18 protein-coding genes are annotated in these 20,754 nt (G+C 74.2%); 6 read left to right on the forward strand and 12 right to left on the reverse strand.

From position 1 onward, the window contains the following. Positions 1-17 precede the first annotated feature (17 nt). Positions 18-2,327, forward strand: coding sequence for an FtsX-like permease family protein (locus ACQP2Y_RS26305; protein WP_433717700.1), 2,310 nt, complete (start codon positions 18-20; stop codon positions 2,325-2,327). 4 nt (positions 2,328-2,331) lie between these two features. On the opposite strand, the gene ACQP2Y_RS26310 is transcribed toward ACQP2Y_RS26305, so the two are convergent. The 8 genes from ACQP2Y_RS26310 to ACQP2Y_RS26345 all read right to left on the reverse strand — a co-directional run bounded on the left by ACQP2Y_RS26310 (position 2,332) and on the right by ACQP2Y_RS26345 (position 10,285). Next, complete coding sequence (locus tag ACQP2Y_RS26310) at positions 2,332-3,399, reverse strand: polyprenyl synthetase family protein (RefSeq protein ID WP_433717701.1); 1,068 nt, start codon at positions 3,397-3,399, stop codon at positions 2,332-2,334. Continuing rightward, positions 3,396-4,721 carry an alkaline phosphatase family protein gene (locus ACQP2Y_RS26315; RefSeq protein ID WP_433732072.1) on the reverse strand — a complete coding sequence of 442 codons (1,326 nt, stop codon included), beginning with the start codon at positions 4,719-4,721 and terminating at the stop codon, positions 3,396-3,398. The genes ACQP2Y_RS26310 and ACQP2Y_RS26315 overlap by 4 nt, the downstream gene beginning before the upstream one ends. A 53-nt stretch (positions 4,722-4,774) precedes the next feature. Then, positions 4,775-5,926 carry a metabolite traffic protein EboE gene (eboE, locus tag ACQP2Y_RS26320; protein WP_433717702.1) on the reverse strand — a complete coding sequence of 384 codons (1,152 nt, stop codon included), beginning with the start codon at positions 5,924-5,926 and terminating at the stop codon, positions 4,775-4,777. Next, positions 5,926-6,774, reverse strand: coding sequence for a TatD family hydrolase (locus ACQP2Y_RS26325; protein WP_433717703.1), 849 nt, complete (start codon positions 6,772-6,774; stop codon positions 5,926-5,928). The genes eboE and ACQP2Y_RS26325 overlap by 1 nt, the downstream gene beginning before the upstream one ends. Then, complete coding sequence (locus tag ACQP2Y_RS26330; RefSeq protein ID WP_433717704.1) at positions 6,774-7,382, reverse strand: EboA domain-containing protein; 609 nt, start codon at positions 7,380-7,382, stop codon at positions 6,774-6,776. The genes ACQP2Y_RS26325 and ACQP2Y_RS26330 overlap by 1 nt, the downstream gene beginning before the upstream one ends. 82 nt (positions 7,383-7,464) lie before the next feature. Next, complete coding sequence (locus tag ACQP2Y_RS26335) at positions 7,465-8,307, reverse strand: sugar phosphate isomerase/epimerase family protein (RefSeq protein ID WP_433717705.1); 843 nt, start codon at positions 8,305-8,307, stop codon at positions 7,465-7,467. After that, entirely contained in the window at positions 8,304-9,152 is an 849-nt protein-coding gene (locus tag ACQP2Y_RS26340; protein WP_433717706.1) for an SCO3242 family prenyltransferase, read from the reverse strand. Before ACQP2Y_RS26340 ends, ACQP2Y_RS26335 begins: the two co-directional genes overlap by 4 nt. After that, on the reverse strand, positions 9,149-10,285 hold the full coding sequence (locus ACQP2Y_RS26345; protein WP_433717707.1) for an inositol-3-phosphate synthase: 1,137 nt from the start codon (positions 10,283-10,285) through the stop codon (positions 9,149-9,151). Before ACQP2Y_RS26345 ends, ACQP2Y_RS26340 begins: the two co-directional genes overlap by 4 nt. A 248-nt stretch (positions 10,286-10,533) precedes the next feature. Here ACQP2Y_RS26345 and ACQP2Y_RS26350 point away from each other — a divergent pair, with 248 nt between their 5' ends. Both ACQP2Y_RS26350 and ACQP2Y_RS26355 read left to right on the forward strand, forming a co-directional pair. After that, complete coding sequence (locus ACQP2Y_RS26350; RefSeq protein ID WP_433717708.1) at positions 10,534-11,346, forward strand: NAD(P)H-binding protein; 813 nt, start codon at positions 10,534-10,536, stop codon at positions 11,344-11,346. A 4-nt stretch (positions 11,347-11,350) separates the two neighbouring features. Next, a complete protein-coding gene (locus ACQP2Y_RS26355) occupies positions 11,351-12,274 on the forward strand; it encodes an AraC family transcriptional regulator (protein ID WP_433717709.1) in 924 nt (307 codons plus the stop codon). 3 nt (positions 12,275-12,277) lie between these two features. Here ACQP2Y_RS26355 and ACQP2Y_RS26360 read toward each other — a convergent pair whose 3' ends face one another. Next, on the reverse strand, positions 12,278-13,543 hold the full coding sequence (locus tag ACQP2Y_RS26360) for a serine/threonine-protein kinase (RefSeq protein ID WP_433717710.1): 1,266 nt from the start codon (positions 13,541-13,543) through the stop codon (positions 12,278-12,280). A gap of 88 nt (positions 13,544-13,631) precedes the next feature. Here ACQP2Y_RS26360 and ACQP2Y_RS26365 point away from each other — a divergent pair, with 88 nt between their 5' ends. Further along, positions 13,632-15,146: a diguanylate cyclase gene (locus ACQP2Y_RS26365; protein WP_433717711.1), complete on the forward strand. Its 1,515-nt coding sequence runs from the start codon at positions 13,632-13,634 to the stop codon at positions 15,144-15,146. Positions 15,147-15,149: 3 nt separating this feature from the next. On the opposite strand, the gene ACQP2Y_RS26370 is transcribed toward ACQP2Y_RS26365, so the two are convergent. The 3 genes from ACQP2Y_RS26370 to ACQP2Y_RS26380 all read right to left on the reverse strand — a co-directional run bounded on the left by ACQP2Y_RS26370 (position 15,150) and on the right by ACQP2Y_RS26380 (position 18,321). After that, the gene (locus ACQP2Y_RS26370; RefSeq protein ID WP_433717712.1) at positions 15,150-16,505 is read right to left on the reverse strand and encodes a hypothetical protein; all 1,356 of its coding nucleotides are present in this window, start codon (positions 16,503-16,505) and stop codon (positions 15,150-15,152) included. A gap of 66 nt (positions 16,506-16,571) precedes the next feature. Then, positions 16,572-17,060: a hypothetical protein gene (locus ACQP2Y_RS26375; RefSeq protein ID WP_433717713.1), complete on the reverse strand. Its 489-nt coding sequence runs from the start codon at positions 17,058-17,060 to the stop codon at positions 16,572-16,574. An 88-nt stretch (positions 17,061-17,148) separates the two neighbouring features. Further along, positions 17,149-18,321: a PucR family transcriptional regulator gene (locus tag ACQP2Y_RS26380; protein ID WP_433717714.1), complete on the reverse strand. Its 1,173-nt coding sequence runs from the start codon at positions 18,319-18,321 to the stop codon at positions 17,149-17,151. Between the two features lie 95 nt (positions 18,322-18,416). Between ACQP2Y_RS26380 and ACQP2Y_RS26385 the strand changes: the two genes are divergently transcribed. Together ACQP2Y_RS26385 and ACQP2Y_RS26390 are read left to right on the forward strand one after the other, a co-directional pair. Next, the gene (locus tag ACQP2Y_RS26385; protein WP_433717715.1) at positions 18,417-19,475 is read left to right on the forward strand and encodes a ferredoxin reductase; all 1,059 of its coding nucleotides are present in this window, start codon (positions 18,417-18,419) and stop codon (positions 19,473-19,475) included. A gap of 62 nt (positions 19,476-19,537) precedes the next feature. Beyond that, a complete protein-coding gene (locus ACQP2Y_RS26390) occupies positions 19,538-20,749 on the forward strand; it encodes a fatty acid desaturase family protein (protein WP_360832141.1) in 1,212 nt (403 codons plus the stop codon). Positions 20,750-20,754: the final 5 nt, after the last annotated feature.

Here is a 20,754-nt window from a genome sequence, read left to right on the forward strand (position 1 = left end):
GTCGGCAGGGTGAAGCGATGATCGTGACACTGGCGAGCCTGCGTACGCGCTGGGTGACCCTGACCGGCAGCTTCGTCGCCCTGACGCTCGGCGTCGCCCTGCTGGCCACCATGGGCCTCGCCCTGGCGTCCACGTTGGATGCTCCTACGCAGCGGCCGGAACGGCTGGCTGGCGCCCCGGTCGTGGTACGCGGACCGGACGAGTTGCGGGTCGGCGACAAGCACCGGCCGCTCACGAACTACCGGGGCGTCCCGGCCGGGGTCGCCACGCGGCTGGCGGCGGCCGTCCCGACTGTCGCCGACCGGTCGTTCGCCGTGCGCGACGGTTTCACCGGCCATCCGTGGTCGGTGGCCCGGTTCGGCGGCTATCGGCTCACGGCGGGCCGGGCACCCGCCGCGCCCGGCGAGGTCGTGGTGAGCGGCGAGCCGGCCCTGCTGGGCTCGGAGATGCAGGACCGCCGGGTGGTGGGGACGGTCGAGCTCGCGGGGTACGAGCGGGCCCTGTTCTTCACCGACACGGAGGCCGCCCGGTTGTCCCCGCGGATCGACAACCTCGTCGTGGACGCTGATCCCGGCCCGGTCCGGACACTGATCGGGGCCGCGCCGGGGATCCAGGTGCTGACCGGCGACGAGCGGCGCCGGGCCGATCCCGACCCTGATCGCGACGCCGAGGCGCTGATGACGGTGAACGCGCTGCTCGGCACGGCCGGCGGGATCACCACGTTCGTGTCGGTGTTCGTGGTGGCGTCCACGTTCGCCTTCGCGGTCGCCCAGCGCCGGCGGGAGCTCGGCCTGCTGCGGACCGCCGGGGCGACGCCCGGTCAGGTCCGGCGGATGGTGCTCGCGGAGGCGGCGGTGGTCGGGGTGCTGGCGTCGGCCGCGGGCTGTGCGCTGGGCGCGCGGGGTGCGCCGCTGCTGGCCCGGTTGCTGGTCGACGAGCGGCTCGCGCCACCGTGGTTCGTCATCGGCGCGCACCGGTGGCCGTTCCACGTGGCCTTCTGGACCGGGCTGCTGGTGGCGCTGGCCGGGGCGGTGACCGCCGCCGTACGGGCCGGGCGGGTCGGGCCGCTGGAGGCGCTGCGGGAGGCCGCGGTGGACACCGGCAGCATGCCGCCGGGACGCCGGATCGCGGGTGCGCTGGTGCTGGCGACCGGGCTGGGGCTGCTGGTCTGGCGGGTGATCGTGGAGCCCGCCGAGGCCCTTCATCGTAAGACCTACACCACCCAGCCGATGCTGCTGATCATCGCCGTCGCCCTGCTGTCGCCCATGGTGGTCCGGCCGCTGGTCCGCGCCGTCCGGCTGCCCGGCGTGACCGGTCTGCTGGCCCGCGAGAACGCCGCCGCGGGGATCCGGCGCACCGCGACGATCGCGGCGCCGGTGCTGATCACGGTCGCGTTGACCGGGTCGCTGCTGGGCGCGACGGCCACCATCACCACCGCGAAGGCCGACGAGCTGCGCGAGCGGACCCGGGCCGACGTGATCGTCGAGCAACCGGACGCCGCCACGGTGGCCAAGGCCCGGGCCGTACCGGGTGCCACCGTCATGACCAGCGCGCAGACGGCGGTCTACGTCCTTCAGGAGGGCGTCGCGCTGGTCGGCTTCCCGGCGTCGGCCGTGGACGCGGGCGCGCTGGCGTCGGTCCGGCGGCTGCCGGTGGTCGCGGGCAGCCTGGCCGAGCTGGACGACTCCAGCATCGTGGTCACCGACGAGTGGGCGCAGCACACCGTGGGCAGCCGGATCAACGTCTGGCTGGGCGACGGGACGCCGAAGACACTGCGCATCGCGGCGGTCCTCGCGGCCGGTACGGGCAGCGACGGCGCGTACCTGACCCCGGCCAACGCGCCTGGCCTGGCACCGGACCGCCTGGAGATGACGGTCCCCGAGCCGTCGCTCGTGGCCGGGCTCGGCCTGACCCGGGAGCAGTGGCTCGCGGAACAGGCGCCGCGCACCGGACGGCAGACCCGGGTGGGCTTCCTGGTGGTGCTCGGCATCGCGTTGCTCTACACGGCCATCGCGCTCGCCAACACGCTCGTCATGGCGACCACGGGCCGGGTGCCGGAGTTCGCCGCGCTGCGCCTGGCCGGGGCGACCCGCGGTCAGGTGCTGCGGCTGGTCACGGTAGAAGCCCTGCGGGTGGTCGGCGTGGGTGCGGTGCTCGGGGCGGCCGTCACGCTGCTCAACCTGGCGGGCATCTGGGCCGCGCTGGGCCGGCTGTCGGTGTGGTCGCCGATGGTCGTGCCGTGGCAGCCGCTGGCCGGTGCCGCGGGGGCCTGCGCTGTCATCGCGATGACGGCGGCCCTCGCCACGGCGGTTCGGCGCGCGAGGTGACGGCTCAGTGCCTGCGAACCACCGCAGAGGCGGCCAGCCCGGCGAGGGCCTCGCGGGCCTCGCCGGTCAGCGGCGCGTCAGCGAGGGCAGTCGTCGCCTGGGCGGCGCGCTGCGCGATCAGGTCCTCGGTGCGTTCCCGGGCGCCGGTCGCGGTGATGATCGACCGCAGCTCCGCGGCGCCGGCCTCGTCCAGCTCGGGGTCGCCGAAGAGCCGGCGGATCCGGGCCGCCTGGGCGCGGTCGGCGCCGTCCCGGGCCATCGCCACCATGACGGTGGGCTTGCCCTCGCGCAGGTCGTCGATGACGGGTTTGCCGGTGACGGCCGGGTCGCCGAAGACGCCCAGTACGTCGTCGCGCAGCTGGAAGGCGTCGCCCAGCGGGTCCCCGAACGCCTGCAGTGCGTCCTGCAGCGCCGGGTCGCCGCCGGCCAGCGCCGCGCCGATCTGCAGCGGACGGGTCACCGTGTAGCGGGCCGCCTTCATCCGGATGACGGTCAGGGCTCCCGCCACCGAGCCGTCGCCGACGCCGGAGACCAGGTCCAGGTACTGCCCGGCGATGACCTCGGTGCGCATCACCGTGAAGAGCCGGTAGCCGCGGTGGATCCAGTCGATCGGCAGGCCCGACTCGTGCAACATGTGGTCGGCCCAGGCCGCGCAGAGGTCGCCGCAGAGCAGGGCCGCGCTGTGGCCGTAGCGGGTGGCCTCGCCCCGCCACGAGTGCCGGGTGTGCACCTCGGCGAAGTGCCGGTGCACGGTCGGCTGGCCGCGGCGCAGGGTGCTGCCGTCCATGATGTCGTCGTGGATCAGCGCGAACGCGTGGAACAGCTCCAGGGCGGCCGCCGCGATGACGATCTGCGGGGTGTCCGGCTGCCCGGCACCACGCCAGCCCCAGTAGCAGAACATCGGGCGCAGCCGTTTGCCGCCGGAGAGCACGAACCGGCGGACCGCGTCGAGCACACCCGCCGGGGTGCCGTCCGGCCAGTGCGGCCGCTGCCGGTCCAGGTACGCGACCAGCGCGGCCTCACACCGGCGGGCCAGCTCGGCGTCGGTGCCCGGGTCGGTGCCGACGCTCATGACGGCAGGCCGGCCAGGGTGAGCAGCAGCTCCTTCACCTCGGTGGCCTGGATCGAGTCCCGGGCGGCGGAGGCGTCGGAGCAGATCAGCACCGGCGCGTCCCGCGGGTCGGTGGGCAACCGGCCGTGCGAGCCGCGGACCGCGCGGGCGCCGGCATCCAGGCCCACGACGCTCATCATGTACCGCATGCCGGCCTTCTTGCGCAGCAGAGCCACCGCGGCCCGGCCCTTGGCGGCACCGGGTCCGGCCGGGTCGAAGAACAGCTCGGCCGGGTCGTAGCCGGGCTTGCGGTGGATCTCGACCAGCCGGGCGAAGTCCGGGGCGGCCGCGTCGTCCAGCCAGTAGTAGTACGTGAACCAGGCGTCCGGCTCGGCGACCAGCACCAGCTCGCCGGAGCGGGCGTGGTCGAGCCCGTGCCCGGCCTGGGCGCCGGCGTCGAGGACCTCGGCGACCCCGGGCAGCGCGGCGCAGAGTTTGGCCACGGCCGGGATGTCGGCGGGGTCGCGGACGTAGACGTGGGCGATCTGGTGGTCGGCGACGGCGAACGCCCGCGATCGCCACGGGTCGAGGTACTCCATGCCGGCCTGGGTGTACACCTCCAGCAGGCCCTCGGCGCGCAGCAGCCGGTTGATGTCGACGGGGCGGGAGACGTCGGTGATCCCGTACTCGGAGAGGACCACGACGGTGGCATCCCGGGCCGCGGCGGCGTCCAGCAGCGGGCCCAGGGTGACGTCGAGCTCGGCGGCGGCCACGGCGGCCTGCGGCGAGGACGGGCCGTGGCGTTGCAGGTCGTAGTCCAGGTGCGGGACGTAGACCAGGGTCAGGTCGGGCTGGTGGCGGTCCATGATCTGCTCGGCGGCCCGGCAGATCCAGGCCGACGAGGGCAGCCCGGCGTTGGCCCCCCAGTAACTGAACAGCGGGAACGTGCCGAGCTTCGCGGTCAGCTCGTCGTGCAGCTCCGGCGGGTACGTGTAGCAGTCCGGGTCCTTGCGCCCGTCGGCGTGGTAGATCGGCCGGGGCGTGACGGTCCAGTCCACGTCGGCGCCCATCGCGTACCACCAGCAGACGTTGGCCACCGTGAAGCCGGGCCGGCGCGCCCGGGCCGCGTCCCACAGCTTCTCCCCCTGCACCAGCGCGTTGTGCTGCCGCCAGAGCAGCACCTCGCCGAGGTCGCGGAAGTACCAGCCGTTGCCGACGATGCCGTGCTCGGCGGGCAGCGTGCCGGTGAGGAAGGTGGACTGCACCGAGCAGGTGACCGCCGGCAGCACGGTGCCGAGCGGGGCCTGGAATCCGGTGCGGGCCAGCCGGGCCAGGCGCGGCATGTGCTCGAGCAGCCGCGGCGTCAGGCCGACGACGTCCAGGACGACCACGGGCTTCACGACGTCACTCCTTGATCGGCGGTGAGACCCAGCGCGGTGAGCTGGGCCCGGGCGAAGAACAGCTCGGACGCGATCCCGGCGGCGAGCTCGGCCGGGCCGTGCGGGCGCGAGGCCGGCGGCAGCACGTGCCAGGTGTACGTCTCCACGTCGAAGTGGTCGCACAGCGCCTCGGGCCCGCCCACCAGCAGCCGCAACGAGTCGACGAGCACCCCGACCGTGCTCTGCAGCGGCGGTACGGGCGGCGCGTGCAACGGCACGTGGTAGTGCACCCGCCAGGGCTGGTCACCGCCACCGGGCAACGCGAGCGCCTCGTCGAGGTCGTCTGTGGACAGTCCCTGCGGACCCCTGGTCTGGTGCAGGAAACGTGGTTCGACGTACTCGCCCAGCACGGCCGCGTCGGCGCGCGGATCGGCACTGGCCAGCGCGGCCGAGACCTGCACCTTGACGATCGGCAGGCCCGCGTCGGCGAGGTGGCGCAGCGCGTCGGCCGGATCCTCCCACGAGCAGGCCAGGTGCGCGAGGTCGAGGCAGACGCCCAGCCGGGTGGTGTCGACGCCGGCGAGCAGCTCCGCCGCCTGCACGGTGTTCTCGATGACGCAGCCCGGCTCGGGTTCGATGGCGACCCGGATCTGGCGGTCCAGCAGCGCCAGCGAGCGGGCGAGCTCGTCCAGGTTGTGCCGGCAGTCGGCGGCCCGGCCCGCGTTCCAGGGGTCGCGCCAGGCCAGCGGCAGGGTGGAGACCGAACCCCGGGCAGCGCCGGCGGGCAGCAGGTCGGCGAGGACCCGGGCCAGGTCCAGGGTGTACGCGAGCCGCTGCGCGGTGCTCCAGTCGGGCTGGTAGACGGCGTGCTTGACGACCGGCGCCTGGAACGCCTGGTACGGGAACCCGTTGAGCGTGACCACCTCCAGCCCGCGCACGTCGAGCTCGTGGCGCAGCCGTTGCCGGTCGGCGAGGTCGGAAGCGAGCCCCGCCGCGACCGGCGCGGCCAACCACAGGCCGAGCCCGAGTACGTCGGTGCCGAGCCGTTCCCGGATCGGCACCGCGTACGTGTCGAGCTGCTCCAGGATGCCGGCGAGGTCCTCGGCGGCGTGCACGTTGGTGCAGTAGGACAGGTGCACGGTCTGCCCGTCGCGGTGGCGCAGCCGCATCAGCTGCCTCCGCGGGCTATCGAGCTGCCGGCGAAGGACGGGCCCGGCGTGGTCGCGGACAGGTCGAGGCGCCCGGACTGGCCGTAGAACTCGATCGGGTTGCGCCACAGCACCCGGTCCACGTCGTCGGCGGTGAAGCCCGCGGCCAGCAGCGCCTTGCCGGTCTCCACGGTCAGCAGCGGGTCGGAGTGACCCCAGTCCGCCGCCGAGTTCACCAGGATCCGCTCGGTGCCGTACGCCTTGATGATCTCCACCATCCGCGGCGGCGACATCTTGGTCTCCGGGTAGATGGAGAAGCCCATCCAGCAGCCGGAGTCGCGGACCAGCCCGACGGTGACCTCGTTGAGGTGGTCGACGGCGACCCGGCCGGGCTCGATGCCGGACTCGGCGACCACGTCCAGGGTGCGCTTGGTGCCGGCGGCCTTGTCGCGGTGCGGGGTGTGCACGAGGGCGGGCAGCTCGTACTCGATCGCCAGGGCGAGCTGGGCGGCGAAGGCCTCGTCCTCGGCCGGGGTCATCGAGTCGTAGCCGATCTCGCCGACCGCGACCACGCCGTCCTTGTCGAGGTAGCGCGGCAGCAGATCGAGCACGCCCCGGCAGCGCGGATCGTTGGCCTCCTTGGGGTTCAGGGCCAGCGTGGCGTGGTGCCGGATGCCGAACTGGGCCGCCCGGTACGGCTCCCAGCCGATCAGCGAGTCGAAGTAGTCGGCGAACGAGCCCGGGTTGGTGCGCGGCTGCCCGAGCCAGAACGCCGGCTCCACCACGGCCTGCACGCCGTGGGCGGCCATCGCCCGGTAGTCGTCGGTGGTGCGCGAGGTCATGTGGATGTGCGGGTCGAAGATGCGCATCACGCCTGCTTCCTCGAGGTGTTGGCGACGGTGAGCCGGTTGAGCAGGGCGAGCGCGTCGTCCGGCATGCGGCGGCCGGCGGCGGCGCGTTCGGTGGCCAGCGCCCCGAGCATGGCCGCCAGTTCCTGGTCGGCCCGGTCGTCGAGCCGGTCGACCGCGCTGAGCGGGACGCCCATGAAGACGCACTTGACCACGCCCTGGCGCCAGGTAGCGGCGCCCAGGTGCGCGGCGTAGGGGCCGAGCGCGGCGGCGACGAGCCGGGTGTCGTTGGTGCGCAACGCGTCGTGCAGCAACGGCACCCCGGCGTCGCCGACCTCCAGCAGCGGCAGGGCGGCCAGCACGGCGAGCCGCTCGGCGGCGTCCCCCTGCTGGTACAGGGTCACGATCCGCTGCGGGTCGGCCAGTTCGGCCAGCAGGAGCACGCGCCCGGCCCGCCCGGCCGTCCAGGCGCTGTCGTCGGCCAGCGGCTCCCGGCCGAGCTTGCGCTCGGCGCGGGCGAACAACGGCCCGGCGGCGTCCGGGTCGGTGCGGACGCGGGCCAGGGCGTCGTCCAGCCAGTCCCGTCCCGGTACGGCGGCCAGCGCCGCGCGCAGGTCGTCAAGGGTCATGGCTGAGCCTCCTTTGCGATGCCCTGGCCCTCGCGGTCCCGGCCGTCGGCAGGTTTCGCACGGCGATGCTCGGTGCAGGCGGTCATCGCGCCTCCTCGTCGGCCGCTCGCAGGAAGGCCAGGGACTCGCGCGCGACGGCCGGAGCGGCGTGCGAGTGCCGGGGCAGTTCGACGGCGACCAGGCCTCGGTAACCGCTCTCACGAAGGGCCCGCAGCACCGGCGGGAAGTCGATCTCGCCGGTGCCGAACTCGAGGTGCTCGTGCACGCCCCGGACCATGTCGTCGATCTGCACGTTGACCAGGTGCCCGGCGACCGCGGTCACGCAGTCGGGCACGGGTATCGGTTCCAGGCAGCGACAGTGTCCGATGTCGAGGGTCAGACCGAAAATCGCCGGGGCGCCGAGCTCGGCGTGCAGCCGCCGCCAGTCCGCGATGTCGGCCACCAGCATGCCCGGCTCCGGCTCGAAGCCGAGCGGCACGGATGCCGCGGTGGCTGCCTCGGTGACCTCGGCGCAGCCGTCGACCAGCCGGTGCCAGGCGGTGCGTTCGTCGACGTCGTCCGGGCGTACCCCGGCCCAGAACGAGACGGCCTCGGCACCCAGGTCGGCGCCCACCGCGACCGCCCGCCGCAGGAAGTCGAGCCGCAGCTTGCGATCGTCGTGCAGCAGCGTGGGCGCGTGTTTGCGCCAGGGGTCGAGCAGATAGCGGGCGCCGGTCTCGATGACGACCGCGAGGCCCAGGTCGCGGAGCTGGTCGGCGGTCCGGGTCACCCGGGCGGCCAGGCCGGGCGCGAACGGGTCGAGGTGGTCGTGGTCCAGCGTCAGCGCCACCCCGGTGTAGCCGAGCCCGGCGATCACGGTGAGCGCGTCGGCGAGGCGGTGGTTGGCGAACCCGTTGGTCCCATAGCCGAACCGCAGCCCGGTCATGTGGGTGAGACCTTGCGGGCGAGCAGCCGGGCAAGTGGCGCGGCGGCAGCGAGCGCCAGGCCGGTCCAGCCGCGGCCGGCCCGGGCGGTGAGAGCGCCCTGCAACGACGGCAGCGCGGTGATGCCCGCGCCGACCGCGGCGCGCACGGTCGCGGCGCCGGGTTCGGTGAACAGGCGGGCCTGGGCACGGCCGTAGCTGGTCGCGTACTCGCCCGCGAGCAGGCCGGTCGCCGCGCTGCCCCGGGACGCGACGGCCGCCGCCAGGGCGACGGTGGCGCCCAGTGTCGTGGCGGGCAGGGCGCTGCTGTCGCTGCCGGAGACCTCGCGGCGGGACAGCTCGGTCACCGTGTACGTGTGGGCGGCGACGGCCAGGGCGGCCGGCAGCGCCCGTACCGGATCGCCGGGGGTCGCACCGAGCAGGACGTCGAGGGCGCGGCAGGCGGCCATGCCCGCCGGTCCGGCCGCGGTGTTCTTGGCCCGCAGGTCGTAGGCCCAGACCGCGGCGGCCAGCGGCACGGCCACCGCCAGGGCCCGCGCTCCCCCGGCCTTCGCGGCGACAGCCAGGCCGGCCGCGGTGAGCCCGGCGGCGATGCCCAGCGCCGCCGGGGCCGAGATCCGGCCGGACGGGATCGGGCGCTCGGGTCGTTCGACCGCGTCGAGGTCGCGGTCGGCCCAGTCGTTGGCGGCCATGCCGGCCCAGTAGAGGCAGACCGACGCGCCGGCCAGTCCCGCGGTGCGGGCGCTGAGCGTGCCGGCCGCGGCCGCGCCGGCCACCACGTCACCCGGCACGGACAGCGCCGCCGGGGCCCGGACCAGCTCCGCGAGGGTACGCAGCGGCGCCTTCATCGCGTCAGCCCCGCCGTGAACGCCGCCAGGGTGGCCCACTGCTCGGCCAGCGCGGACGGCCCGGCGCCCAGCGGGTCCTTGAAGAAGAAGCCCAGCTCGCTCAGCGGCCCGGCCCGTCCGGCGCGGTGCGCGGCGGCGGTCAGCCGGGCCAGGTCGAGCACCAGCGGGGCGGCCAGCGCGGAGTCGCAGCCGTGCCAGGTGAACTCCATCCGCATGCCGGTGCCCAGGAAGCCCTCGAAGGTGACCAGGTCCCAGGCCGTCTTGAAGTCGCCGATCTCGGCCACGTAGTCGATGCGGCTGGTGCCCTCGGGCTGGTAGCCCAGGGCGTCGCCCAGCACCCGCTGCTTGCTGGCCACCTTCGCGGCGTTGGCGGCGGGGTCGGCCAGGTTCGCGCCGTCGCCGCCACCCAGCAGGTTGATCCCCGACCAGCTGCGCACCCGCAGGTTGCGCAACGCGAACATCGGCGCCAGCACGGACTTGACCAGCGTCTCGCCGGTCTTGCCGTCGTTGCCCGCGTACGGCACGCCCGCGCTCTCGGCCAGCTCGGCCAGAGCGGGCAGGCGCGCGCCGGTGGACGGGGTGAAGTCGATGAAGGCGCAACCGGCGGTGAAGGCGGCGTACGCGGCCAGCGCGCTGGGCGGCAGGACCGGGTCGGGCCCGTCCAGCGCCTCGGTCAGCGCGGCGAGCGAGGCGTGGGCGGGGTGCGGCTCCGGCAGCGGCTCGGTGGTCGACACGTTGATGACCACGATCTGCGCCAGGTCGTGCCGCGCCCGGAACTCGCGCAGGTCGGCGGCGATCCGCTCGGCGGTGTCGGCCTGGGTCGGCGCGGCGGGCAGCGGCCGCAGGTCACTCTCGATCGCGGTCAGCTCGTCGGCCAGGGCGGCGACCAGCCGGCCGGGCACGACACCGGCGGCGGCCAGCGCGTCGGCCTTCTTCAGCACCGGCGTGGTGACGATGTCGTGGCCGCCGAAGACCAGCTCGCCCCAGCCGGGCAGCGCCGCGCTGCGCAACTGCGGCAGCTCGGTGACGCAGCCGGTGGGCTCGACCAGGCGGGCCCGCAGAGCGGTGGCGCCGACCATGGCCGTCACGGCGACTGAGCCGCGTGCGCCGATCAACCAGATTCCCGTGCGCATACGGCATCCCTTCCGATCGCAGGCAGAGACGTACTTCCGCTAACACCATGTGTCTTCCGTGTTACGTGAGGCGACGCTAGCCCAGGGCGCGGGACAAAGGAAAGGCTCGATATGAAGAAAGTTCTCCATGTGCGATCAAAACTTTTCCGTGCCTCGTACGAAAGTCGATCGGCGGCTGTGGACGCTCGCGTATGGACGGGCGACTCCGGACCATGGCCCGTCCCGGCAGGCGGCGGTTGACTGAGGTCATGACAACTTTGGTGCTCGGCGGCACGGGCAAGACCGGCCGGCGGATCGCGTCCCTGCTCACCCGGCAGGGCCGGCCCGTTCGGATCGGCTCGCGCTCGGCTCAGCCGCCGTTCGACTGGGACCGGCCGCAGACCTGGGACGCCGCCCTCGACGGCGTCCACGCGGCCTACCTCAGCTTCTATCCCGACCTCGCGCTGCCCGGCGCGGCGGAGACGGTCGCCGCCCTGGTGGACCGGGCGGCGGCCCGCGGCGTACGCCGGCTGGTCCTGCTCTCCGGGCGCGGTGAACCGCAGGCGCTCATCAGTGAGGACACCGTGCGCCGCTCCGGTCTCGAGTGGACAGTAGTGCGGTCCAGCTGGTTCAACCAGAACTTCAGCGAGGGCTTCCTGCTCGACGCCGTGCTCTCCGGCGAGCTGGCGCTGCCCGTGGGCGACGCCGCCGAGCCGTTCACCGACGCGGACGACATCGCCGAGGTGGCGGTGGCCGCGCTCACCGACGCGCGGCACGCCGGGCAGACCTACGAGCTGACCGGCCCCCGCCTGCTCACCTTCGCCGACGCGGCCGCCGAGATCGCCAAGGCCACCGGCCGGCCGCTGAGCTTCACGGCGTTGCGGCCCGAGGAGTTCACCGCGGTGCTGCGCGAGCACGGCCTGCCCGAGGACCTCGGCGACCTGTTCCACCTGATCACCGACGGTCGTAACGCCAGCGTGGCCGATGGGGTGCAACGCGCGCTGGGCCGCCCGCCGCGGGACTTCGCCGACTACGCGCGGGCCACGGCGGCCACCGGCGTCTGGGACGTGGCGCTACGGTGACCGGGTGGACACCTTGACCGGGCTGCTGGACGGGCCGCGGGCGCGGGGGGCGTTCCTGCTGCGGTCGCTGCTCGAACCGCCGTACGCGCTGCGGATCGAGGACGAGGCGCCGCTGACCGTGATGACGCTGGTGCGGGGGTCGGCCTGGGTGCTGCCCGACGACGGGGAGCCGATGCTGCTGCACCCGTACGACGTGGCGCTGGTCCGCGGGCCGGGCCACTACACGGTCGCCGACGATCCGGGCACGCCGTGGCAGACGCTGATCGGTCCCGGACAGACGTGCACCACGCTGGCCGGCCCCGACCGGACCGCCACGGTGGACGCGGGCGGGCGCACCTGGGGCGACGGGCCGGACGGCAGCACCCTGCTGCTGACCGGGACCTACCAGCTGCGCAGCGAGGTGAGCCGGCGGCTGCTCGACGCGTTACCGCCACTGCTGGTGCGCCCGGGCGCGGCCGGCCCGGTGGAGCTGCTCGCCGCCGAGATCTCCCGCCCGGAGCCCGGCCAGGAGCTGGTCCTGGACCGGATCCTGGACCTGCTGCTGGTGGCGGTGGTGCGGGGCTGGCTGGCCGCGCCGGAGTCCGGAGCACCGGCCTGGTACCAGGCGCGGAACGACACGGTGGTCGGGCCGGTCCTGCGGCTGCTGCACGAGGAACCGGCCGAGGCGTGGACGGTGGCGACCCTGGCCCAGCGGTGCGGGGTGTCGCGCTCGGCGCTGGCCCGGCGCTTCACCGAGCTGGTCGGCGAACCACCGATGAGCTACCTGACCACCTGGCGGCTGACGCTGGCGGCGGACCTGCTGCGCGAGCCGGAGTCGACGATCGGGGCGGTGGCCCGCCGGGTCGGCTACGGCAGCGCGTTCGCCCTGAGCGCGGCGTTCAAGCGCGAGCGCGGCATGAGCCCGCAGGAGTACCGGCGGCTGGCCTGAGGGTCAGCCCTTGCCCTTGCCTTTGTCCTTGCCCTTGGATTTCGCCTTCTCCGGAGCCTTGGGTTTGGACTTGCCCTTGGAGTCGTCCTTGGGGCCGGCCTTGGGCTCGGGCGCCGGTTCGGGCTTGGGCTTGGCCTTGGTGGCCACCACCGGCCTGGTCACCGTCGTGCGACGGCCGGCCGGGCGGTCGGTCGTCGTCCCGGACGGCTTCGGGGCCGGCGTGGCACTCGACGGAGCCGGAGCGGACGCCGACGGCACCGTCGAGGCCTCGGCCTCGGCCGACCGGGGCGCGCCCGAGGGCCACCAGGTGAACGACGACATCATCGCCACAGCCGCGACGCCCGCGGCGATCAGCAGCCCCGGACGGCGGGGCCGGCCGGGACGGCGCGGAGCCGGCACCGTCAGGGCGACGGTCGGCGCGCCGGCCTGGACAGCGACGGTCGGCAGGGCCAGCGGCTCCGGAACCGGCTGACCCACAGCCGCACCGAGGATCCGCGCCGCCTCGGCCGCGGTCGGCCGGTCCTGCGGGCGTTTGGCCAGGCAGCGCCGCACCAGCTCGGCCACCCGGGACGGCAGCCCGGCGATCCGGGGCAGCGGCGCCGGGTCGACGTAGAGGTGGTTGCCGACCATCTGGGTGACCGTCGAGCCGGTCCACGGCAGCCGGCCGGCCAGCGCGCGGTAGAGCAGCAGGCCGAGCGCGTACACGTCGGTGGCGACCCGGACCGGGCCGCCGTCGAGGCGTTCCGGGGCCAGGTAGGCCGGGGTGCCCAGCACCTCACCGTCGGTCTCGTCGACCGCGCCGGCGGCGGCCGAGATGCCGAAGTCGACCAGCTTCACACCGTCCGGGGTGACCATCACGTTGCCGGGCTTCACGTCGCGGTGCACGACCCCGCGGGCATGCGCGGCCGCGAGCGCGGCGGCGACCTGCGCGCCGATCCGGGTGGCGGCGGCCCACGGCAGGGCCCGGTCCTTGAGCAGGTCGTCCAGGGTCGGGCCCTCGACCAGCTCCATCACCACGTACGGGCGGGCCTGCCCGGCGCCGTCGGTGGCCTCGCCGTAGTCGTAGACCTCGACGATGTTGGGGTGCCGCAGACCGGCGGCGGCGCGCGCCTCGAGCCGGATGCGGGCCGGGCGTTGCGAGTCGGCGGGCGCGCCGGGAGCGATCACCTTGACCGCCACGTCCCGGGCGAGCACCTGGTCGTGGGCGCGCCACACCTCGGACATGCCGCCCACGCCGAGCCGTCCCACCAGTCGATACCGTTCGTCCACGCGGAGGCTGTGCCCACCGCTCCGGCGGTGAAACCCGGAGGCCGGGTTCGCACCCCGAGCGAGACCTGTGAGCATTACATTGCGTTTTGTGAGCATCGAGGTCGCTGAGCTGGAGCTGCGACCGGTCACCGATTTCCGGGCCACGGCCGCCGCGGCGGCACCGCTGGAGCGTGACGGTGACGAGCGCACGGCGATGCGCGCCCGGCTGATCCGGGCCGACGCGGCGCTGCGCGAGGGGCGTACGGCCGAGGGCGGCACCCTCGCCCAGCAGGTCAACGCCTGGGCGCTGGAGCGCGGGGACGCGTACGTGCTGGCCTGCAGCCACCGCACGCTGACCCACTTCCACTACTACATCGGCGACCTGGCCGGCGCTCTCGGACACGCAGTGCAGGCGGTCGCCCACCTCGGCGCCGACGACCCGGTGGCCGTACGGGTCCGGCACCTGATGACCCTGGCCGTGGTGCTCGGCGAGAGCGGCTCTCCCGACGAGGCCGCGCAGCGCTACCGCGAGGCCCTCGAGCTGGCCGCCACCGCCGGCGACCACCAGCAGATGCTGATGATCCTCGGCAACCTGGCCAACCTGGCCACCCAGCAGGACGATCCCGGCACCGCGGCCCGGGCGGTCGAGCGGATGACCGAGGTCCAGGCCATCGCCGGGATCCCGCTGGACGGGCCGCAGCTCATCACGATCGCCCGGGTCCGGCTGGCCGGCGGTGACCACCGGGCGGTCGAGGAGATCCTGCGCCCGCTGACCCAGGATCCCGAGTACCTGCACAGCACCAGCGCGGCGCTGCCCGAGGCGATGCTGACCCTCGGCGAGGCGCACCGGCTGGCCGGCGAGTTCATTGCCGCCCAGGCCGATCTGGACGCCGCCCGCCGGCTCGCGCAGGAACGCGGACTGCGGGCCACCCAGGCCGCGATGCTGGAGCAGCAGGCCGCCCTGTACGCGGCGATGGACCTGCACCGCGAGGCGTACGACGCGCATGTGGCGTACCACCGGTTCTTCGCCGAATTGCAGTCGGCACAGCGCGACGCCCAGGCCCGCACGCTGCAGGCGGTGTTCGAGGCGACCGAGGCCCGCCGGGTCGGCGAGCACTTCCGCGAGCTGGCCCACCGCGACGCGCTGACCGGCCTGCACAACCGCCGCTACGCCGACGAGCGGTTGCCGGCGCTGCTGGGTGAGGCGGTGGCGGCGGGCCGCCCGCTGGCGGTGGCGATCGCCGACCTGGACCACTTCAAGCGGATCAACGACACGCTGTCGCACGACGCGGGTGACCTCGTGCTGCGCCAGGTCGGCCGGCTGCTCACCGAGGCGCTGGCCGAGCCCGCGTTCGCCGCCCGGCTCGGCGGCGAGGAGTTCCTGCTGGTGCTCCCCGGCACGGACACGGCCGCGGCGGTCCGAGTCTGCGAGCAGCTGGCCGCGCAACTGCGCGGGCACGACTGGGCGCCGATCACCGGCCGCCTGCCGGTCACCGCCAGCATCGGCGTGACGGCCACAGCGGACGCGCGGGTCACGCCGGCGATGCTGCTGTCCCGCGCCGACCGGCACCTGTACGCGGCCAAGCACGCCGGCCGCGACCGGGTGGTCGCCGACGCCGAGTGACCCTCAGACCGGCTTGGGCTCGGCCGCCGCCCTCGCCGTCCGGACGGTGACGCCCAGCGACCCGGTGTCCAGCCGGCCGTCCGGATGCAACGTGAGCTGCACCGCCTCGGTCCTGGCCCGGCCCAGCACGACGACAGCCCATGGCCGTCCCTCCCGCGCCACCAGCTCCCGCACCCGGTCCGCATCGCGCCCTGCCGGCACGGCCCCGAGCAGCAATACGGAGAGCCACCCGTCGTCCGGCGCCGTCTCGCCGGTGGCCTGGGTGACGGCGTCGTCGAGGGCGGGCACGGACAGCACCGGGCCCGCGTCGCGTACCTCGGGCAGCAGGCCGCCGGCCACCACCCGGACGCCGGACGACCAGGGACTGCCGGTCAGCTCGGTGGCCCAGGCCCCGAGCAGCGCCCGGGTGGCCGGCGCGTCTCCCCGCAGGCTCACCGGCCCCGCGACCCGGCCCAGGTCCAGCAGCTCGCGCGTGCCGTCCTGGACGCCGAGCGTCACCAGCCGCGGGCACAAGGCGGCGAGTTGCTGGTCGGCGGGCAGGGCCTGCAAAGCACGTAGCGCGGCGACCCAGAGCGTGCCGTCCTCGCGCGCCTCCCAGGGCTCGCACGGAGCCGCGTCGGCCTCGGCGAGCCGCAGGCCGATCCAGCTCTCGCCGACGCTGACCCGCAGGACGGGCGGCACCGGCCGGCCCGCCGCGACGGCGGAGGTGGCCAGCACCCGCAGGGCCCGGTCGATGGTCCAGGAGGCGGCCGCGTCGAAGGCCGGGGTCTCCTCGCCGGTGCGCTGGCGTGGCACCACGACGCCGGCGGCGGGCGGCGCAGTCCGTCGGCGGCGGGCCAGCAGGACCGCGAGTACGGCACCGGCCACGACCAGGAGCAGCCCGGCGATGAGCAGGATCGGCGACACCCCGGACTTCTGTGGGGTGGTGGTCGCCCGCAGTGCGGGCGCGGAGGCGGCAGGGGCGCTGGGCGCCACGGCCGGCAGCGGGCCCGTCTCCAGCCCGGGACCCTCGGCGTCGGCGGGCATCCGCAGCACCCAGCCGGACTCGATCTCGTCCGGGACGGTCAGGCGGTTGCCGTCGGCCTGCAGCCGGCCGCGGTTGAGCTCGAAGATCTCGTCCAGGCGGTCGCCGTCACCGAGGAAGCGCTCGGCGATCTCGTAGAGATACTCGTTCTCACCGTCGTAGCTGGGCCGGACGCGGTACCACTTCACCGACTCGGCCGCGGCGGTGGGCGCCGGTGAGGCGGACGGGGTGGGCGCCTGCGCGGCGGGTGAGGCCGCGGTGGCCGGGCCGGTCGCCGCGAGGAGCGGGCCGGTGAGGGCGAGAGTCAGCGCCAGGAGCACGGCCCGCGGAAGCATGCCGGTCACCCTACATTTCATCGACGTCCGCAAGACTCTCCGGCCGCCGTAATGCGCCCGGCGGCGTCAGTCTTCCGGCGGCCGCCGGGGCCCGGGCAGGTGACCGACGGACAGGGCCGCGACCACCGCCGCGGCGAACGCCTCCCGGTCGCCCGGGGAGCAGCCGTGCTCGGTGGCCGCATCCGTCGCCGCGGCCCAGACCGCGCGCAGCTGACCCTGGTCGAAGGCGGGCACCGGCTGGTCCGGCACCTGCGCCAGGTGGTCGATGCGCGAGCGGCGCCACCGGCTGAGCAGCGCCGCGAGCCGGCCCCGCCGGGCGGGCACGGTCTCCGGTTCGCCGGCGGCGAGCGTGACCACCGTCTCGGCGACGAAACCCAGCACGAACGGCGCCCACCCGAGCTGCCGGCCACCGGCCAGACCGGTCAGGGTCCAGGGCTCGATCCGGTACGCCTCCAGCACCGTCCCCACGTACGGCAGCTCGGCGGGGGCCAGCGCGGCCAGCACCTCGCGGACGACATCCTGTCCGGTCCGCAGCTCTTCGTCGTCATCGTCCACGCTTGTCCCCGTTCGTCGTGTCCGCGCTGACCATAAGCGCGCCGCGCGGGACGGGACCACGGTGGTCATTCGTTCGGCGGACGGCGGCTCAGGCCGGTTCGAGGGCCAGGGCGACGGTCAGTTGCAGCAGCCACTGCGGGTCGCGCAGGCGGTCGCCGTACAGCTCGCGCAGCCTGGTCATCCGGTAGCGGACCGTCTGCGGGTGCACGAACAGCGCCGCGGCGACCTCGTCGCGGCGGCCCTGGTGCTGCAACCAGGCGCGCAGTGTCTCGGCCAGCTTGGCCGCCGCCGGTTCTTTCTCGTCCGCCAGCGGGGCCAGCACCTTGGCCCGCAGGTCGGCCAGGGCCTGCGGGTCCGCGGTGACGATGAGCGCGACGAGGTGGTCCTCGGTGTCGACCACCGCTCCCCCGGCGCTGGGCGCGAACCGAGAGGTCCGCACGGCCCGGGCCAGCGAGTCGCGGGCCTGCAGCCAGGGCCGGACCGGTCCGACGGTCGCGCCCCGGCCGGCCAGCAGCCGCGTCAGGTGGATGCGCGACGGGCCCTGGGCGTCCGGGACCAGCAGCACCGAGGTTTCGTCCGGGCCGGCCTCGGCGACCTGCAGGGTGCGGGCGTCGAGCAGGTCGAGCACCGAGCGGGCGAACGGCTCGGGCACCAGCACCGCGGTGAGGGTCTGTGGCGGCACCCACTCCGCCCGTTCGGCCGCCGCGGTCACCACGTGCGCGGGCTCACCGGCCAGCAGGGCCTGGGCCAGGCGTTCCAGCAGGTGCCGGCGGACCCGGCCGGAGCTGGCCAGCTCGTCCGCGTGCCCGGCGACGCTGGCCGCGGAGAGCTCGTCGATGTACGCGAACACCTGCTCGGCGAAGTGCGCGATGGTCGCCGAGTCCTGCCCGGCCCGGACGCTGATCGCCGCCAGTTCCCGCCAGGCCACCCGCGCCCCCAGCCGGTACGCCGCCAGCAACGAGTCCAGGCTGCGCCCGTTGCGGGCCTCGCCCCGGCCCAGCGCGTACGCTGCCTCCAGCGCCGGGGTCAGCGGTGAGCCCCGCCCCTTGCCGGCCGACCGGGACACCAGGTTCAGAAAAGTGGCCAGCGCGGCCCTGACCGCCTTCTCGATCTGCGGACCGAGCTCCCCGGCGAAGGCCTTCGCGTACGCCGGCACCCCCTCGGTGATGGCCTCCACGGTCTGGGTGGCGACCGCCGGGAGCGCGTGCCGCAGCGGGGCGGCCGCCTCGGCGGACAGGCGGAAGTCCTTCACATCGCTCACCGCGACCCCCTTTTGTTCGTAGGGAACAATAACCTGCCGCCAAATTCTCTTGACCGGGTCAGGCATTCGTGCCGAGATCACCGCAGGCTTGAGACATGGCGGTGACTCATACCCTGCGATCGGGTGCTTGGCGGGTCGTGGAGCTCCTCACGACACCGATGGTGCCGGCCGATTACCTCGACGTGATCGCGCCGCTGCGCAACCCGACCGTGCTGCGCGCCCGGATCGAGGCGGTACGGCCCGAGACCCGCGACGCGGTGACCCTGGTGCTGCGGCCCGGTCGCGGCTTCCGCCGGCACGAGCCCGGTCAGTACGTCCGCCTCGGCGTCGACGTGGACGGCGTACGGCTGTGGCGCGCGTACTCGGTGACCAGCGCACCGGGCCGGCTCTCGGTGACCGTCAACGCCGTCAAGGACGGCGCGGTCAGCAACCACCTGATCCGCCACGCCCGGCGCGGCATGCTGGTGCACTTGGACCAGCCGGCCGGCGACTTCACACTGCCCGCCACCCGCCCGGCCAAGGTGCTGTTCGTGACCGCCGGCAGCGGCATCACCCCGGTGATGGGCATGCTGCGCAGCGCCCTGCACGAGCTGGACGACGTCGTGCTGGTGCACTCGGCCCGGGAACGCGAGGCCGTCGTCTTCGGCGACGAGCTGCGCACGCTGGCCGCCGCGGGCCGGATCCGCTTCGTCGAGCGGCACACCGCCACCGCCGGCCGGATCGCCCCGCCCGAGCTGGCCACCCTGGTCCCCGACCTGGCCGAGCGGCACACCTGGGCCTGCGGGCCCAACGAGATGCTGGACGACCTGGGCGCGCACTTCGCCGAGGCCGGCATCACCCAGAACCTGCACGTCGAACGGTTCCGCCCGACCGTCATCGCCACCGGTGACGGCGGCAAGGTCACCTTCGGCCGCTCCGGCACGGTCGTCGACGCCGACGGCAGCACGCCGCTGCTGGAGGCCGGCGAGGCCGCGGGCGTGCTGATGCCGTCCGGCTGCCGGATGGGCATCTGCTTCAGCTGCGTGCTGCCGATGACCGAGGGCGCCGTGCGTGACCTGCGCGACGGCTCGATCACCACCGCCGTCGAAGGCGACAACGTCCTGGTGCAGACCTGCGTGTCGGCCGCCGCCGGCAACTGCCACCTGGACCACTGAGACTCCGCTCCCGCTCCCCGCTCCAGCTTCAGCTCAGCTTCACAAAGAAACCGAGGACTGCCGTGACCACTCTGCAGCGCAAGCCGAAGAACCCGATCGCGCACCTGACCGCCGAGGACATCGAGGCCATCGGCCGCGAGCTGGACGCCCTGCGCGACGAGATCGTGGCGAGCCGCGGCGAACGCGACGCCCGGTACATCCGCCGGGTGATCACCACCCAGCGCCGGCTCGAGCTGGCCAGCCGCGCGGTCCTGCTCGTGTCGATCTTCCCGCCGGCCTGGCTGCTGGGCACGGCCGGCCTGTCGGTCGCCAAGATCCTCGAGAACATGGAGATCGGGCACAACGTCATGCACGGCCAGTGGGACTGGATGCGCGACCCGAAGATCCACTCGACCACCTGGGAGTGGGACAACGCCTCGCCGTCGGAGCAGTGGAAGCACTCGCACAACGAGCTGCACCACACGTACACCAACGTGATCGGCAAGGACAACGACCTCGGTTACGGCATCATGCGCGTGGACGAGCAGCAGCGCTGGCACCCGATCCATCTCGGTCAGCCGCTCTGGAACTTCGTCAACGCCTGCTTCTTCGAGTACGGCATCGCCGCGTACGACCTGGAGCTGGGCAAGAACCTCAAGACCAAGAAGCGCCGCCAGTCGCCGCAGTTCAAGGAGCGGCTCAAGCAGGTCCGCCGCAAGATCGGCAAGCAGATCCTGAAGGACTACGGCGTGCACCCGGCCCTGTCCGCGCTGACCGGCTCCTGGCTGACCACGATCGCCGCCAACGCGACGGCCAACCTGGTGCGCAACCTGTGGACCCACTCGGTGATCATGTGCGGTCACTTCCCGGAGGGCGTGGAGACCTTCGAGCGCACCTCGATCGAGGGCGAGACCCGCGGCGAGTGGTACCTGCGCCAGATGCTCGGCTCGGCCAACATCGACGGCAACCGGGCGATGCACATCATGACCGGCAACCTGTCGTACCAGATCGAGCACCACCTGTTCCCGGACCTGCCCAGCAACCGGTACCAGGAGATCGCGCCGCAGATCCGCGACCTGTTCCAGCGCTACGGGCTCTCGTACACCAGCGGCTCGCTGCCCCGGCAGGTCGGCTCCGCCTGGTACAAGGTCTTCCGGCTCTCCCTGCCCAACCGCGGCGAGGCCAAGGCCCTCGCGGACGGCCCGCGCCCGGCCAGCGGCCGCAAGGTGAAGGCAACGCGCTGGCAGCGCCCGGCCACCGAGACCCAGACCGAGCCCGTAGCTGTGAACTCCTGACTCGC

Source organism: Actinoplanes sp. CA-051413, from assembly GCF_050955795.1.
GTDB lineage: Bacteria > Actinomycetota > Actinomycetes > Mycobacteriales > Micromonosporaceae > Actinoplanes.